The organism is Streptomyces diacarni (assembly GCF_003323715.1).
Taxonomy (GTDB): Bacteria; Actinomycetota; Actinomycetes; order Streptomycetales; family Streptomycetaceae; genus Streptomyces; species Streptomyces diacarni.
The window spans coordinates 1-17,210 of record NZ_QOIN01000067.1; the positions used below are offsets into that span (position 1 = coordinate 1).

General features: G+C 70.1%; 3 protein-coding genes and 1 pseudogene. All 4 read right to left on the reverse strand.

The window, feature by feature from the left end; genetic code table 11:
* On the reverse strand, positions 1-8,005 hold an 8,005-nt coding region (locus DTL70_RS34875; protein ID WP_114025292.1), incomplete at its 3' end, for a type I polyketide synthase.
* Positions 8,006-8,221: 216 nt separating this feature from the next.
* Positions 8,222-9,484: a cytochrome P450 gene (locus DTL70_RS30710; protein WP_114025293.1), complete on the reverse strand. Its 1,263-nt coding sequence runs from the start codon at positions 9,482-9,484 to the stop codon at positions 8,222-8,224.
* 90 nt (positions 9,485-9,574) lie between these two features.
* Positions 9,575-16,387: pseudogene (locus DTL70_RS30715) on the reverse strand (type I polyketide synthase); the annotation flags it as partial.
* Between the two features lie 26 nt (positions 16,388-16,413).
* On the reverse strand, positions 16,414-17,210 hold a 797-nt coding region (locus DTL70_RS30720; protein ID WP_245980128.1), incomplete at its 5' end, for a phosphopantetheine-binding protein.

Genomic DNA, 17,210 nt, shown 5'->3' on the forward strand with positions numbered 1-17,210 from the left:
CACCAAAACCCCCACCCCGCACCACACCCTCAACCACACCCGAAGACCCCACACCCACACCAGAAGACCCCTCGGCCACACCCGAAGACCCCTCAGCAACCGCACGCAAACCACCCACCACACCACCACGCCCCACACCCACCACCGCAGCACGACAACCAAACACACCCCGCCGACCCAACACACCAGCAGCAGACCGCACACCCACCTCAGGACGCGCCTCCAAAAACTCCCCCAACCGCCCCGCCTGCGCCCGCAACGCCACATCCGACTTCGCCGACAACGTAAGAACCACCGGCTCGGAATCCACAGCAGGAGCCGTCGACGGACCCTCCGCGGGCGCTCCCTCCGTGACCGGCGGAGCTTCGAGAATCAGGTGGGCGTTCGTGCCGCTGATGCCGAACGAGGAGACCGCAGCCCGACGCGGACGCCCCGTCTCCGGCCACTCCGTCGCCTCCGTCAGCAGCCGCACCGCACCCGCCGACCAGTCCACATGCGGGGTGGGCTCATCCACATGCAACGTACGCGGCAGCACACCGTGCCGCATCGCCTCCACCATCTTGATCACACCCGCCACACCGGCGGCGGCCTGCGTATGACCGATGTTCGACTTCACGGAGCCAAGCCACAGAGGCTGATCGCCGGACCGATCCTGCCCATACGTCGCCAGCAGCGCCTGCGCCTCGATCGGATCACCCAACGTGGTGCCCGTACCATGCGCCTCCACCACATCAACATCCGCCACACCCAACCGCGCATTCGCCAACGCCGCACGGATCACCCGCTCCTGCGACGGACCATTCGGAGCCGTCAACCCATTACTCGCACCATCCTGATTGACCGCGCTGCCCCGGACCACGGCCAGCACCGGATGGCCGTTGCGCTCCGCGTCCGACAGGCGCTCCAGCACGAACATGCCCGCGCCTTCGCCCCAGCCGACACCGTCGGCGGAGGCGGCGAAGGGCTTGCAGCGGCCGTCGGTCGCGAGGCCCCGTTGGTTGCTGAACTCCAGGAAGATGCCGGGGCTCGCCATGATGGTCGCGCCCCCGGCGAGCGCCATGGAGCACTCGCCCTGCCGTAGCGACTGCGCCGCCAGGTGGAGTGCGACGAGCGACGACGAGCATGCCGTGTCCACGCTGAACGTCGGGCCTTCCAGACCGAACGTGTACGCGATGCGGCCCGCGGTGACGCTGGTGGTGTTGCCGGTGAGCAGGTACCCGCTGAGGTCTTCCTTGACCGGGCGGTGCAGCGAGAGGTATTCGGCCGCTGCGACGCCGGTGAAGACGCCGGCGTCTGTGCCGCGTACACCGGTCGGGTCGATCCCGGCGCGTTCCAGTGCCTCCCAGGCCGTCTCCAGCAGCAGCCGCTGCTGCGGGTCCATCGCCAGCGCCTCACGCCGGTTGATGCCGAAGAAGTCGGCGTCGAAGAGGTCGGCACCCTGATAGAAGGCGCCCTGTGTCGCGTAAGTGCGGCCGGGTGCCGTGGGGTCGGGGTCGTAGAGGTCGGCGTGGTTCCATCCCCGTCCATCGGGGAAACCGGAGACCATGTCGCGCCCTTCGGCGACGACGCCCCACAGGTCCGACGGGGACTCGACGTCCGTCGGGAAGCGGCAGGCCATGCCGACGATCGCGACGGGCTCGTCGGCGGTGGCCTGCACGGTCGTCGTCGCGCGTGCCGGGGTCGTCTCGTTGAGGAAGCGTCCGAGCAGGTGCTCGGCCAGGGCCAGCGGCGTCGGGTGATCGAAGACGAGCGTCGTGACGAGACGCAGTCCGAAGTGCGCGCTGAGCCGGTTGCGGAGTTCGACGGCGGTGAGGGAGTCGTACCCGGCGTCCCGGAACGCCCGGTCCGCGGGGAGGGCGTCCGCGTCGGCATGCCCGAGGATCGCCGCCGCTTCGTGCCGGACGGTCTCGATCACGAGCTGACGTCGTTCCGCCTCGGGCAGCGAGGCGAGTCGTCCCGCCCACTCGTCGGCGACGGAGTCCCCCGTCTTCCTGGCCCCCCGTGTCGCCGTGCTGCTCGGCAGCCCGGCTCGGCCTACCAGAGACCGCAGTACAGCGCCCAGTTCGCCGGCGTCGTCGAGGGCGCGCAGCGCGGGGAGGTCGAGATGTGCCGGTACGAGGACGGCGGGGCCGTCGCCATGTGCGTCGAACAGGGACAGCGCCTTCTCGTGCGGCAGTACGGACACGCCGGTACGCGCCATGCGGGCGAGGGCGGCGTCGTCGAGTCGGCTCGTCATCCCGCTGGTGCCCGCCCACGGGCCCCACGCCAGGGACACGGCGGGCAGGCCTCGGGCACGGCGGTGCCGGGCGAGTGCGTCGAGGAAGGCGTTGCCTGCGGCGTAACCGGACTGGCCCGCGTTGCCCAGCGTGCCGGCCAGCGACGAGAAGAGGATGAAGGCCGAGAGTTCGGTGCCGGCAGTGAGTGCGTGGAGGTTCCAGGCGGCGTCGGCCTTGGGGCGGAGGACCGCGTCGAGCCGTTCGGGGTTCATCGCCGCGGTGAGGGCGTCGTCGACGATTCCCGCGGTGTGTACGACGGCTGTGAGGGGGTGAGCGGCCGGGATTCCGGCGATGACGGCGGCGAGCGCGTCGCGGTCTGCCGCATCGCATGCCACCACCGAGACCTGCGCCCCCGACCGTCCGAGCTGCGCTGTCAGTTCGGGTACGCCGTCGGCGTCGCTGCCGTGTCGACTGAGCAGGAGCAGGTTCCGGACGCCGTGGTGGTCCACCATGTGCCGGGCGACCTGACCGCCGAGAGCGCCGGTACCTCCGGTGATCAGGACGGTGCCTTCGGGGTCGAGCGGGGTGGGCAGCGTCAGGACGAGCTTGCCGGTGTACTCGGCCTTGCTCAGCCCTCGGAACGCCTCGCGGGCCTGACGTATGTCGAAGCAGGTCACCGGCGGGGGCTGGAGTGCGCCTGTCGTGAACAGTCCGACCAGTTCCGTGAGCATCTCCCGCACCCGCTCCGGTGGGGCCTCGGACAGGTCGAAGGGCCGGTACTCCACCCCTTGGTGCTCCGCCGTCACGCGCTCCGCGTCCCGGACGTCCGCCTTGCCCATCTCCAGGAACCGGCCGCCGCGCGGCAGCAGTCGCAGCGACGCGTCGACGAACTCGTGCGCGAGGGAGTTGAGGACGACGTCGACACCTGCACCGCCCGTCGCCTCCTCGAACACCTCGCGGAAGGTCAGACTGCGCGAGTCACCGATGTGCCGGTCGTCGAACCCCTGCGAGCGCAGTACGTCCCACTTGCCACGGCTCGCCGTCCCGTACACCTCCAGGCCCCAGTGCCGGGCCAGCTGCACCGCGGCCGTGCCGACGCCGCCTGCCGCCGCGTGGACGAGCAGCCGCTCCCCCGCCCGCACACCGGCCAGATCCACCAGCCCGTAGTACGCGGTCAGGAACACCAGGGGAACGGACGCGCCCTGGGCGAACGTCCAACCGTCGGGCATCCGCACCACCCGGCGCGCGTCGGCGACCGCGATCGGCCCCATGGCCTGGCCGAACAGCCCCATCACCCGGTCGCCGACGGCCGGTTCGGTCACACCGTCGCCGACCTCGGTGACGACACCGGCGCCCTCACTGCCGATGGACGGCTCCCCCGGGTACATGCCCAGGGTCATCAGCACGTCACGGAAGTTCACTCCCGCTGCGCGTACGGACACGCGGACCTCACCGGCCGCCAGGGGACGCGTCGCGTCCCGCGCCGGCACGACGGCCAGACTGTTCACGGTGCCGGGGGCTGTGACGTCCAGATGCCACGCCGACTCGCCGGACGACGGGGACAGTGAACGGTCGGCACTCGCGCGCACCAGCCGCGGCGCCAGCACCTTCCCCTCACGGAGTGCGAGTTCCTCCTCTCCGGCCGCGGACAGCACCGCCGACACGGCGAGGGGGAGGGCCTGGACACTAGCCTCGCGTCCGTCGATGTCGAGCAACACCATCGAGCCCCGCTTCTCGGCCCGTATGCCGCGCACCAGGCCCCAGGCCGCCGCCTGCGCCACGTCGCGGACGTCCTCACCGGTGCGGGCCGCGACCGCCCCCGAGGTGACGAGGCACAGGCGCGTCCCGGACAACCGGTCGTCGGCCAGCCACTCCTGGACCGCGCCCAGCACACCACGGGTGATCACATGACCGGCCTCGGCCGGGCTGCCTTCCCGGGAGGCCGGGCAGACGAGGAGAACGGCATCGGGCAGCGGCGCCCCCTCGTCCAGGGACGCACGCAGCGTTGCGAGATCGGCGTACTGCCGCGCTGAGCCGTCTGTGGCCGGCAGCCGCCCGGCCCACGGCGCCGAGTCCGGGCCGACCACGGCCAGCGACACGACGCCGGCGGTCGCCGCTGCCGGGGCGCTCACCGGAGTCCAGTCCAGCCTGTACAGGTCGTCGCGCACGGCGGCACTCGCCGAAGCGAACTGCTCCACGCTCACGGCACGGGTGACCAGCGACTCGACAGTGGCCACCGGCTCACCGTCGGGGTCGCTCACCACGAGGTTAAGCGTGTCCTGGCCCGCGTGGGACAGCCGTACCCGCAGCTCGGTGGCTCCGGTGGAGTACAGCGTGACACCCGACAACGCGAACGGAAGCCGGGCACCGCCTTCGCTCAGGGTCAGGGCATACGGGTGGAGGGCGGCGTCGAGAAGAGCCGGATGCAGCGCGAACCCGTCGGCTTCACCAGCGGCGGAGGGAAGCTCGACCTCGGCGTAGAGGTCGTCACCGTGCTGCCATGCCCTCCGCAGGCCCCGGAACGCGGGACCGTAGGTCAGACCCAGCTGTTCCAGTTCGTCGTAGAAGGACCCCAGGTCGATCTCGGCGGCGTCCGACGGCGGCGACGTGGAAGGCTGAGGCCCGGGGACCGTGCCGACGAGGAGAGCTGTGCCGTGCTCAGTCCACTCAGGTCCGCGATCGTCGGTGCCCGCGCTGCGGGAACGGAAGTTGAGGGTGTACCGCCCTGACGCGTCGGCCGGGCCGAGCCGCAGCTGAAGCTGTTGCGTGGTGTCGCCCAGGAGCAGCGGGGTGTGGAGGGTCAGGTCGTCGACGGTGTTCAGACCGACGTGGTGGGCGGCGTGCAGAGCGAGCTCGATGAAGGCGGTGGCGGGGAGGACAGGTGTGTGATGGACGGAGTGGTCGCCGAGCCAGGGGTGGGCCTTGACCGAGACCGTACCGGTGTAGAGGGACCCTTCCTCTTCCGAAAGATCGATGTGCGCGCTGAGGAAGCGGTGGTGCGTGGGGTTGAGGCCGAGGTTGGTGGTGTTGGTGGGGGTGGGTTGTTTGAGCCAATAGGTGTGATGGGTGAAGGGGTAGGTGGGGAGGGGGGTGGGGGTGTCGGGGGTGGGCTGGCGCCAGGTGAGGGGGTGGGTGGTGGTGTGGGTGTGGGCGAGGGTGTTGGTGAGGGCGTGGGTGTCGTGGTGGTCGGGGTGGAGGGTGGTGAGGACGTGGGGGGTGTCTGTTTCGTTGTTGTCGCTGGTGAGGGTGTGGTGGGGGAGGGGGGGGAGGGTGGGGGTCGGCCCGATGTCGAGGTAGGTGTGGGTGCCGGTGTCGGTGAGGGTGGTGAGTATGTCCGCGAACCGGACCGGCTGGCGGATGTGCGCGGTCCAGTAGGCGGGGGTGGTGAGTTGATCGGTTTCAGCGGGTCGGCCGGTGAGGTTGGAGATCAGCGGGGTGTGGGGCTCGTGATAGGTGACCTGCTCGGCCGCCTCCCGGAACGCGTCCAGGATGGTGTCGGTGTGAGGAGAGTGGAAGGCATGCTCGGTCGCGAGCGTCTTCACCCTCCGCCCCTGAGCCGTGAACGTCTCGACGATGGCTGCGACGGCGTCGGGGTCGCCGGAGATGACGGTGTGGCGGGGTGTGTTGTAGGCCGCGACACACACCCGGTCAGTCAGATAGGGGGTGAGTTCGTCTGCGGTGGCTTGGATGCTGGCCATCGCGCCGGACGGCAGCTGGCCCATCAGCTCCGCCCGCCGCACGATCAACCGAGCCGCATCCGGAAGCGAGAAGACTCCCGCGCAGTGGGCAGCGCTGATCTCCCCGACCGAGTGTCCGGCCAGGTAGTCGGGTGTCAGGCCGTGGTGTTCGAGGAGTCGGTGGAGGCCGAGGTGGAGGGCGAAGAGTGCGGGTTGGGTGTAGTGGGTGTGGTCCAGCAGGCGGGCCGGTTCACTGTCCGGCTCGGCGAACATGATCTCGGTCAGCGACCTGCCCAGCAGCGGGTCCAGGTGCCGGCAGGCTTCATCGACCGCCGCCTTGAACACCGGCTCGACGGCGTACAGCCCGGCGCCGGCTCCGGCGCGCTGGGAGCCCTGCCCGGAGAACAGGAACGCCGTCCGCCCCGAAGCATCCGCAACCTTCCCCGGACACACCACCCCCGGGTGCGTCTCGCCTCCGGCCAGTGCACGCAGGCCCTCGACCAGCTCACCACGATCCGCTCCGGTGACAACAGCGCGGTGGTCGAAGACGGTACGGGTGGTGGCCAACGCACCCGCAACAGCCGACGCCCCCAGCTCAGCATGAGCCTGTAGATGCTCCTCCAGCCGGGCGGCCTGGGCACGCAACGCCACCTGCGACTTCGCCGACAACGCGAACACCACCCGCCCGGCGGGCTCCGCAAAAGCGGGCGCATCCTCAGCCACGGCATCCAGGGCAGGCGGAGCCTCAAGCACCACATGCGCGTTCGTGCCGCTGATGCCGAACGAGGAGACCGCAGCCCGACGCGGACGCCCCGTCTCCGGCCACTCCGTCGCCTCCGTCAGCAGCCGCACCCCACCAGCCGACCAGTCCACATGCGGGGTGGGCTCATCCACATGCAACGTACGCGGCAACACCCCGTGCCGCATCGCCTCCACCATCTTGATCACACCCGCCACACCGGCGGCGGCCTGCGTATGACCGATGTTCGACTTCACGGAGCCAAGCCACAGCGGCCGCTCGGCGGGGCGGTCCTGCCCATACGTCGCCAGCAGCGCCTGCGCCTCGATCGGATCACCCAACGTGGTGCCCGTACCGTGCGCCTCCACCACATCAACACCACTCGCAGGCAGATCGGCATCCGCCAACGCCGCACGGATCACCCGCTCCTGCGACGGGCCGTTCGGAGCCGTGAGACCGTTGCTCGCGCCGTCCTGGTTGACCGCGCTGCCCCGGACGATGGCCAGCACCGGATGACCGTTGCGCCGCGCGTCCGACAGACGCTCCAGTACCAGCAGTCCGACGCCCTCACCCCAGGCGGTGCCGTCCGCCGAGGCGGCGAACGCGCGGCAGCGTCCGTCCGAAGACAGTCCGCGCTGGCGGCTGAACTCCACGAAGACACCGGGGTGGGACATGATCGTCGCGCCGCCCGCCAAGGCGAGACGGGCCTCGCCGTTGCGCAGTGCCTGCGCGGCCAGGTGCATGGCGGTCAGCGACGACGAGCACGCCGTGTCGATCGTGACGGCCGGACCCTCCAGCCCCAGGGTGTAGGCGAGCCGGCCCGAGGCGACACTCGTCAGCAGGCCGGTGAGCAGGTAGCCGTCCGCTGCTGCCGGGCCGCCGTCGCGCAGCGACGCGTACTCCGCGCCGGCGGCACCGATGAAGACCCCGGCGTCGGTGCCGTGCAGATCGCCGGGGACGATGGAAGCGTTCTCCAGGGCTTCCCAGGCCGTCTCCAGCAGCAGCCGCTGCTGCGGGTCCATCGCCTGCGCCTCACGCGGACTGATACCGAAGAACTCCGCGTCGAACCGGGCTGCCCCCCGTACGAAGTTTCCCTGCGCCGAGTACGTCTTGCCGTGCGCCTGGGGGTCGGGGTCGTACAGGTCGTCGGGCCAGCCTCGGTCGTCCGGGAAATCCGAGACGCTCTCCCGGCTCCGACTCACGAGCTCCCACAGCGCCTCCGGTGAGTCCGCGTCGCCCGGGAAGCGGCAGGCCATCCCCACGATGGCGATCGGCTCGCGGCTCTGCGCCTCGTACTCGTCGAGGCGGCGCCGGGCCTGGTGGAGGTCGGCCGTGACGCGCTTGAGGTAGTCGCGCAGCTTGTCCTCGTTCATCGTGTGTCAACCTCGGAGTAGTTGTCGGTCTGCCGCGCAGCGACGATTCGACTCACTCCGCGGCCGCAGCGTCCGGACGAACGGGTACGGGCTCACCGCCCGGGGAGGGCGCGAGATCACCCGAAAGGTGATCATTGCTGTCTGCATCCTCCGCAGAGGGTCTGAAGTGGCTCTAGCTTGTGACTTGGGTGGCGGATGACGGAGGGCCGGCGGCGGCTACCACTCCACCGGGAGCCGGTCGAGCCCGTAGGTGTTGAACGCCTCGCGGGTGGTGATGTCCGCGTCGTCTCCCGCCAGACGCAGCGCCGGGAAGCGTTGCCACACCGCACCGATGGCGATCTTCATCTCGGACCTGGCGAGGTTGTGTCCGATGCACTGGTGGATGCCGTGGCCGAAGGCCAGGTGGCTTCCGGAAGCAGAGGGGTTTCCGGAAGCCGGGGAGTGCCCCGCGGGCTGGAGGTTCCCGGCCGTGCCGCCGACGGCTTCGAAGAGGTTTGGTGTCTTGAAGAGGTCCGGTTCCTCGAAGGCCCGGGCGTCCCGGTTCACGGCCGGGAGGGAGATCGTGCAGGCCTCGCCCTTCCGCACGGTGACGCCGCCCAGTTCGAGGTCCGTCAGGGCCACCCGGGTGACGAACTGGACGGCCGACAGACAGCGCAGGAGTTCGTTCACCGCCTCGTCCGTCAGCACGGGTCCGCCGGTCAGCCGGTCACGGATCTCCTCGTGCCGCAGCAGGTAGTACATGCTGAGGCCGATCATCTGGGCGGTCGTCTCATGGCCGGCGATGAGCATCATCAGGGCGAGGCCGGTCAGCTCGGCGTCGTCGAGTTCGCCGTCGTCGATCAGCTTGGTGAGCAGATCGTCGCCGGGGTTGTGCCGTTTGTACGTCACGAGGTTCTGCATGAGCTCGTGGGTCGCCTTCACCGAAGCGCCCACGTCTTCGGCCGGGCTCTTCGGGTCCATGGAGACGGCCCGGAGCCGCTGCAGTTCCTCGTTGATCTCCGGAGTGGAACCGAGCAGCTCGGAGATCACCGCGACCGGGATCGGCAGGGCGAAGGCGCGCATCAGGTCGGTAGGAGCGCCCGTCTCCTCCATCGCGTGCAGGTGCTCCCGCGTCGTCCGCTCGATCGCGGGCTCCAGCTGCCGTATGCGGCGGACGGTGAAGTACTGGTTGAGAGGCTTCCGGTAGCGGGTGTGCTCGGGCGGGTCCATGCCGATGAAAGCCCCGGGCGGGGCCTGCGTCGGTGTGAGCATCGTCGGGATCGGTGAGTGCCGCAGGTCGTGACGTGCGCTGAAGTCCTGGCTGGCCAGTATCCGGCGTGCCAGGGGATGGCTCGTCACCAGCCAGCCCATGTGGCCGTCCGGGTAGGACATGCGGGTGAGGGGCCGGGTCGCGCTCAGCTCGGTCAGCTCCGCGGGCGGGCTGAACGGGCAGCCGCGAGCCGTCGGCAGTCCGTCGACGGCGTCCGGTTCCACTGTCATGGAGGCTCCTGAGGTCGTGGAGGATCCCGAGGTGATGAAGAATCCTGGAGGTCACGAGAGAGGTTGAACGAGGTGGTGGGGCGGCTGCGGTCAGAGCTCGTTGTCGATGAAGGCGAAGATCTCGTCGTCCGTGGAGGACGCCATCTGCTGATAGACGTCGTCCTCTTCACCGTTCGCCTGCGGCTCGACGCCTGGGGTGAGTTTGCGGAGCCACTCCTTGAGGTGGGCGGCGATCTCGGTGCGCGCCTCCGGGCCGGGCTCCTCGGACAGCACGCTGCTCTCGAGCCGCTGGATGTCCGAAAGCACGTGGTGCAGGAAGTCGACTTGCTCGGGGGCCAGTCGGGTCATGAGGTGGTCGGCGACGGCCGTCGGAGTGGGGTGGTCGTAGATCAGCGACGCCGGAAGCCGCAGCTCGACGGCTGTGGCGAGCCGGTTGCGCAGTTCGACGGCGGTCAGCGAGTCGAAGCCGGCCTCCTTCAGCGGACGGTTGTGACCGAAGGCGTCGAGTTCGCTGTGACCGAGCACGGCGGCCGCCTCGGTGAGGACGAGCCGCGTCAGCTGCTCGCGCTGCTCGTCCTCCGTGAGGCCCGCAAGGCCCTCACGCCAGGTGCCGCCACGCTTCGACGCGAGACCGGCGACTCCGCGGCCCGCACCCGGCCTCGGGCCGCGGCCCGAGGTACCGTCCGAGCTACGGGCGTTGAACAAGCCGCGCAGTACGGGCAGTTGCGCTGCCTGCGTCCCTGAGCCGTCCGGTGTCGAAGGCGGTGGCACGAAACGGGCGGGGACCGACGCCACCCGTCCCGTGGCGAGCGCCGAGTCCAGCAGTGCGAGTGCCTCCTCGTGGGACATGGCCCGGATGCCGGTGCCCCTCATGCGGGACAGGTCGGAGCCCTCCAGGTGGGCCGTCATGCCGCCGGCTTCTCCCCACAGCCCCCAGGCCAGTGACACCCCGGGCAGGCCTCGTTCACGGCGGTGCTGGGCCAGGGCGTCGAGGAACGTGTTGGCGGCGGCGTAATGCGCCTGGCCGGGGCTGCCGAGGACTCCTGCCACGGACGAGAACAGCACGAACGCCGAGAGGTCCAGGTGCTCGGTGGCGCGGTGCAGGTGCCACGCGCCGTCGGCCTTCGGGCGCAGCACCGTATCGAGAGCGTCCGGGGTCAAGGCGGCCACCGTGGCGTCGTCGAGGACACCCGCGGTGTGGAAGACCGCTGTGAGGGGGTGAGCCGCCGGTATCCCCTCCAGCAGGCCGGCCACCGCTGACGGGACCGCCACGTCGCAGGAGGCGACGGCCACCTCGGCGCCCAGAGCGGCGAGCTCGGCCTCGGCCTCGGCGGCTCCCTCGGCGTCACGCCCCCGGCGGCTGGTGAGCAGCAGGTGTCGTACGCCGTGTCGCGCCACCAGATGACGCGCCAGTGCCCTGCCCAGCGCGCCGGTGCCGCCGGTGATCAGGACCGTGCCGTCCTGGTCCAGCGGGGCCGGCACGGTGAGTACGACCTTGCCGACGTGCTTCGCCTCGCGCAGGCACCGGAAGGCCTCGCCAGCCTGGCGGACGTCCCAGGTGGTGACCGGCGGCGGCCGCAGGACACCGCTCTCGAAGAGGGCGAGCAGCTCGTCGAGCATCGCGCCGATCCGGTCGGGCCCGGCGTCGGTCATGTCGAAGGCCTGGTAGCGGACGCCTGGACTGGCTGCGGCGATGTCGTCGGCGGACCTGATGTCGGTCTTGCCCATCTCCAGGAACCGGCCGCCGCGCGGCAGCAGTCGCAGCGACGCGTCGACGAACTCGTGCGCGAGGGAGTTGAGGACGACGTCGACACCTGCACCGTCCGTCGCCTCCTCGAACACCTCGCGGAAGGCCAGGCTGCGCGAGTCACCGATGTGCCCGTCGTCGAGCCCGTGTGAACGCAGTACGTCCCACTTGCCACGGCTCGCTGTCCCGTACACCTCCAGGCCCCAGTGGCGGGCCAGTTGGAGAGCCGCCATGCCGACGCCGCCCGTGGCGGCATGGACGAGCAGCCGCTCCCCCGCCCGCACTCCGGCCAGATCCGCCAGCCCGTAGTACGCGGTCAGGAACACCACCGGCACCGCCGCGGCCTGCGCGAACGACCAGCCCGCCGGAACGCGCCTGACCAGGCGGTGGTCGGCCACGGCGACAGGTCCCATCGCACCGGGTATCAAGCCCATCACCCGGTCACCGACCCTCAGCCCTCTCACCCCGGCGCCCACCTCGGTGACGACGCCGGCGCCCTCTCCCCCGATGCTCTCCTCGCCGGGGTACATGCCGAGTGCGATGAGCACGTCCCGGTAGTTCACCCCCGCCGCGCGTACGGCGATGCGGACCTGCCCCTCGCCCAGCGGCTTCTCCGCGTCGTGGAAGGCCAGCAGGGCCAGCTCGTCCAACGTGCCAGGCGTCCTGACGTCGAGCCGCCACGCGTCCTCGTCCGCCGGCGGGCTCAACACCGGGCAGACGCCGGACCGTACGAGACGCGGCACGTACAGGTCACCCTTCCGCACCGCGATCTGGTCCTCCTCCCCGCCTGCGAACACTGGCGCCACGGCGCCGCCGAGCACTGCTGCCACGTCGGCCTCGCCGTTCACGGCCATGTCCACGTGCAGGTCCGTGTCCAGCAGCGCGAAACGGCCGGGATGCTCGCGTTGAGCCGAGCGCAGCAACCCCCACAGCGAAGCCGCTGCGGGATCCACGGCTGCGCCGCCGTTGTTCTCGACGCTCACGGCGTTCTCCGTCACCACGACCAGCCGGCAGTCGAGAAGACGCTCGTCGGACAGCCATGTCTGCACGAGGTCGAGTGCCTCGCGCGTCACGGCGTGGGCCGCGCTCACCGGGTCGGCGGCGGCCGGGCCCGAACGCTTGTCCCTCCGGTCGGCGACATCGGCGTCGTCGTCACCGTGCGCCACCGGCGGAAAGACGGCGAACGCCTCACGGGGAACCGGTGCGCCCTCGGCAAGGCGGTCCAGGAACGCGCGGACGTCGGAGTGGACGTCGAACCGGACGTCCGCGTGAGCTGCGGCGTGGACATCCGTCGGGAGGCTGGGGGGCTCGGCGGCAGCGGCTGCCGCCGGTGCCGCTGATGCCTCCGCTGCTGCCTCGGGGCGTACGCCCAGCACGGTGATGGTGTGGGACGGCTCGCCCACGGCGCGCTCCACTGCGGAGACGGGAGCAGACAACGGCGTCCACGCAAGGTGGGGCGGCTCGTCGTGACGTGCTCGCGGCCGGCCCGCCGGCTTCATGTCCGCAGGGCGCACGGTGAGGCCGCCGACAGTCACCACGGGTTCCCCGTCGAAGGTCGACACGGCCAGCGCGGCCGTGTCCTCGGCGGTGATGGACACACGCACGCGCAGCTCGGTGGCGCCAGTGGCGTGCACCGTGACGTCGCGCCATGAGTAAGGGAGACGCAGAACAGCCGCCTCGCCCGACTGACGAGTGAGGAGGGCGAGGGGGTGGAGTGCGGCGTCGAGGAGGGCGGGGTGGATGCCGTACCCGTCCGGCCCCAGGATCTCGGGCAGTGTGACGTCGGCGTAGATGTCCTGACCGTGCCGCCAGGCCCGCTCCAGTCCTTGGAAGGCAGGCCCGTAGTCCATCCCCGCCTCCGCCAGCTCCAGGTACAGCTCCTGGACATCGACGGGCTGCGCATCGGCAGGAAGCTGCACCCGGGCCGGCTCCTTGTCCGGGTCGGAGGCAGTGGCCAGGACCGCCTCGGCGTGACACACCCACGGCCGCCCTTCTTCTCCCGAGTCCGAGTCGGAGTCCGTAGTGGTGGTATCCGCGTCCCGGGCGTGCACCAGGAGCTGGCAGCGGCCCGCCTCGTCAGGCGGCTCCACCACCATCTGCAACTGCAGCGCCCCCTCCCCCTCCAACACGACCGGCGTGTGCAACGTCAACTCCTCCACACACGCCATCCCCGAGACCCGTGCGGCGTGCGTGACCAGCTCGACGAAGGCCGTACCAGGAAGCACCGCGACACCCCCCACAGCGTGATCCGCAAGCCACCTGTGGCTCCCAGGACCCAACCGTGTGGTGAACACATGCCCCCCACTGGGCAGATCGACGTGCGCGGACAACAACGGATGCCCCGGCGCATTCAACCCCGACCCGACCACATCCACCGACCCACCAACCGGCTCCAACCAATAGCCCCGACGAGTAAACGCATAGGTAGGCAACGAAACAGCAGGTTGGGTGGCATCCGAGTGGGGCTGGTGCCAGGTCACCGGCTGGGTGGTGGTGTGGGTGTGGGCGAGGGTGTTGGTGAGGGCTTGGGTGTCGTGGTGGTCGGGGTGGAGGGTGGTGAGGACGTGGGGGGTGTCTGTTTCGTTGTTGTTGTCGCTGGTGAGGGTGTGGTGGACCAGTGGGGCGAGGGTGGGGGTCGGCCCGATGTCGAGGTAGCTGCGTGTGCCGGAGTTGGCGAGGGTGGTGAGTATGTCCGCGAACCGGACGGGTTGGCGGATGTGCGCGGTCCAGTAGGCGGGGGTGGTGAGCTGATCGGTTTCGGCGGGTCGGCCGGTGAGGTTGGAGATCAGCGGGGTGTGGGGCTCGTGATAGGTGACCTGCTCGGCCGCCTCCCGGAACGCGTCCAGGATGGTGTCGGTGTGCGGAGAGTGGAAGGCATGCTCCGTTGCGAGTGTCTTCACCCTCCGCCCCTGAGCCGTGAACGCCTCGACGATGGCTGCGACGGCGTCGGGGTCGCCGGAGATGACGGTGTGGCGGGGTGTGTTGTAGGCCGCGACACACACCCGGTCAGTCAGGTGGGGGGCGAGTTCGTCTGCGGTGGCTTGGATGCTGGCCATCGCGCCGGGCGGCAGCTGGCCCATCAGCTCCGCCCGCCGCACGATCAACTGAGCCGCATCCGGAAGCGAGAAGACTCCCGCGCAGTGGGCCGCGCTGATCTCCCCCACCGAGTGACCGGCCAGGTAGTCGGGTTTGAGGCCGTGGTGTTCGAGGAGTCGGTGGAGGCCGAGGTGGAGGGCGAAGAGTGCGGGTTGGGTGTAGCGGGTGTGGTCCAGCAGGCGGGCCGGTTCACTGCCCGGCTCGGCGAACATGATCTCGGTCAGCGACCTGCCCAACAGCGGGTCCAGGTGCCGGCAGGCTTCATCGACCGCCGCCTTGAACACCGGCTCGACGGCATACAGCCCAGCGCCGGCTCCGGCGCGCTGGGAGCCCTGCCCGGAGAACAGGAACGCCGTCCGCCCCGAAGCATCCGCAGACTTCCCCGGACACACCACACCCGGGTGCGTCTCGTCTCGGGCCAGTGCGCGCAGGCCCTCGACGAGTTCGTCCCGGTTCGTGCCGGTGACGACGGCGCGGTGGTCGAAGACGGTACGGGTGGTGGCCAACGCACCCGCGACAGCCGACGCCCCCAGCTCAGCATGGGCGTGGAGGTGCTCTTCCAGGCGGGCGGCCTGGGCACGCAACGCGACCTGCGACTTCGCCGACAACGTGAACGCCACCCGCCCGGCGGGCTCCGCAAAAGCGGGCGCATCCTCAGCCACGGCATCCGGGGCAGGCGGAGCCTCAAGCACCACATGCGCATTCGTGCCGCTGATGCCGAACGAGGAGACCGCAGCCCGACGCGGACGCCCCGTCTCCGGCCACTCCGTCGCCTCCGTCAGCAGCCGCACCCCACCAGCCGACCAGTCCACATGCGGGGTGGGCTCATCCACATGCAACGTGCGCGGCAACACCCCGTGCCGCATCGCCTCCACCATCTTGATCACACCCGCCACACCCGCAGCAGCCTGCGTATGACCGATGTTCGACTTCACCGACCCCAACCACAACGGCCGATCCCCCGGCCGATCCTGCCCATACGTCGCCAACAGCGCCTGCGCCTCGATCGGATCACCCAACGTGGTGCCCGTACCATGCGCCTCCACCACATCCACATCCGCCACACCCAACCGCGCATTCGCCAACGCCGCACGAATCACCCGCTCCTGCGACGGACCATTCGGAGCCGTCAGCTGACTGCTCGTACCGTCCTGGTTGACCGCGCTGCCCCGAACGACGGCCAGCACCGGATGGCCGTTGCGCCGCGCGTCCGACAACCGTTCCAGCAACAGCAGTCCGACGCCCTCCCCCATGCTGGTGCCGTCGGCTGCGGAGGCAAAAGGTTTGCAGCGCGCATCAAGGGCGAGCCCGCGCTGGCGGCTGAACTCGACGAAGGTGGTCGGCGTGGCCATCACCGTGACGCCGCCCGCCAGAGCCAGCTCGCACTCGCCGTTACGGAGCGCCTGCGCGGCCAGATGGACTGCGGTCAGCGACGACGAACACGCCGTGTCCACGCTGATGGCGGGGCCCTCGAAACCGAGCGAGTACGACAGCCGGCCCGATGCCACGCTGTAGGCGCTGCCCGTACTCAGATACGCCTCGAACTCTTCGGGCACCTGGTGCATCATGCGTGCCCCGTACTCGCCGTACATGACGCCGGTGAAGACGCCCGTGCGGCTGCCGCGCAACGAGGCGGGCGTCAGAGCCGCACGTTCGATCGTCTCCCAGGCCGTCTCCAACAGCAGCCGCTGCTGCGGATCAATCGCCAGCGCCTCACGGGGGCTGATACCGAAGAACTCCGCGTCGAACTCGTCGGCATCGTGGAGGAAGCCGCCTTCGCGCACGTAGCTCTTGCCTGCTCGTTCGGGGTCGGGGTCGTACAGGTCGGCGGTGTTCCAACCGCGGTTGGTGGGGAACTCGGATATGGCGTCCCTACCTCCCTCGACCAGGTGCCACAGATCCTCCGGCGTGCGCACCCCTCCGGGGTAGCGGCAGCTCATGGAGACGACCGCGATCGGTTCTGCCGTCGCGTCCTGAGCCTGCTGGAGCCGCTGCCGAGCTTCCTGCAGTTCGGTGGTCACGCGCTTCAGGTAGTCGCGGAGCCTGTCCTCGGTGTTCATCAGGGGAAGATCCTTCGGCGGCGGAGTCAAGAAAGCCCGAGTTCGTTGTCGATGAAGTCGAAGACCTCGTCGTCAGTGGCGGACTTGAGGTCTGTCGTCACGGGGGAAGCCGCGGCGCTGGCGTCGCTCTCGGGCTCGTTCAGCTTCTGGAGGAAGGTCTCCAGCCGCCGGGCGAGGTTTGCGCGCGCTTCCGGAGTGATGGTGGAGAGGGACGCCTCGGCCTTGTCGATCTCGTCAAGGACGGGTTGGTGGTCGGACGGTTCGATCAGCCCCACCTGTTGCAAGAGGAATTCGGCCATCGCGTTCGGCGTGGGGTGGTCGAACACCACGGTGGACGGGAGCCGTTGATCGACCGCCCGGCTCAGCCGGTTACGCAGCTCCACGGCCATGAGTGAGTCGAACCCCATCTGGAGGAAGCCGCGTTCCACGTCGACACGGTCGCGGGAATCGAGTGCGAGCACGTCGGCGACGTGGCGGGTGACGGCCTCCAGCAGCGTCTTCCGACGCTCGTGCGGTTGCTGGTCGCTCAGCTGCCGGACCAGCGAGGGGCCCCGGTCCTCGGCGGGGCCTGTGGTGGTGCGTCGTTTGGGTGCGGGCAGCAGGCCGCGGAGGAGGGGCGAGGTCTGCGCGGCATCGGCTGCTCGCAGCACGGCCATATTGAGTTTCGCGGCCACCAGCGCCGCACCCGCGGGCCCCTCCAACGCGGTGTCGAGCAGTGTCATGCCCTGCTCGGTGGTCAGGGGTACCAGTCCGCCCCGGGTCAGTCGGTCGCGGTCGGTGCCGGCCAGGGCACCGGTCATACCGCTGGTCTCCTCCCACAAAC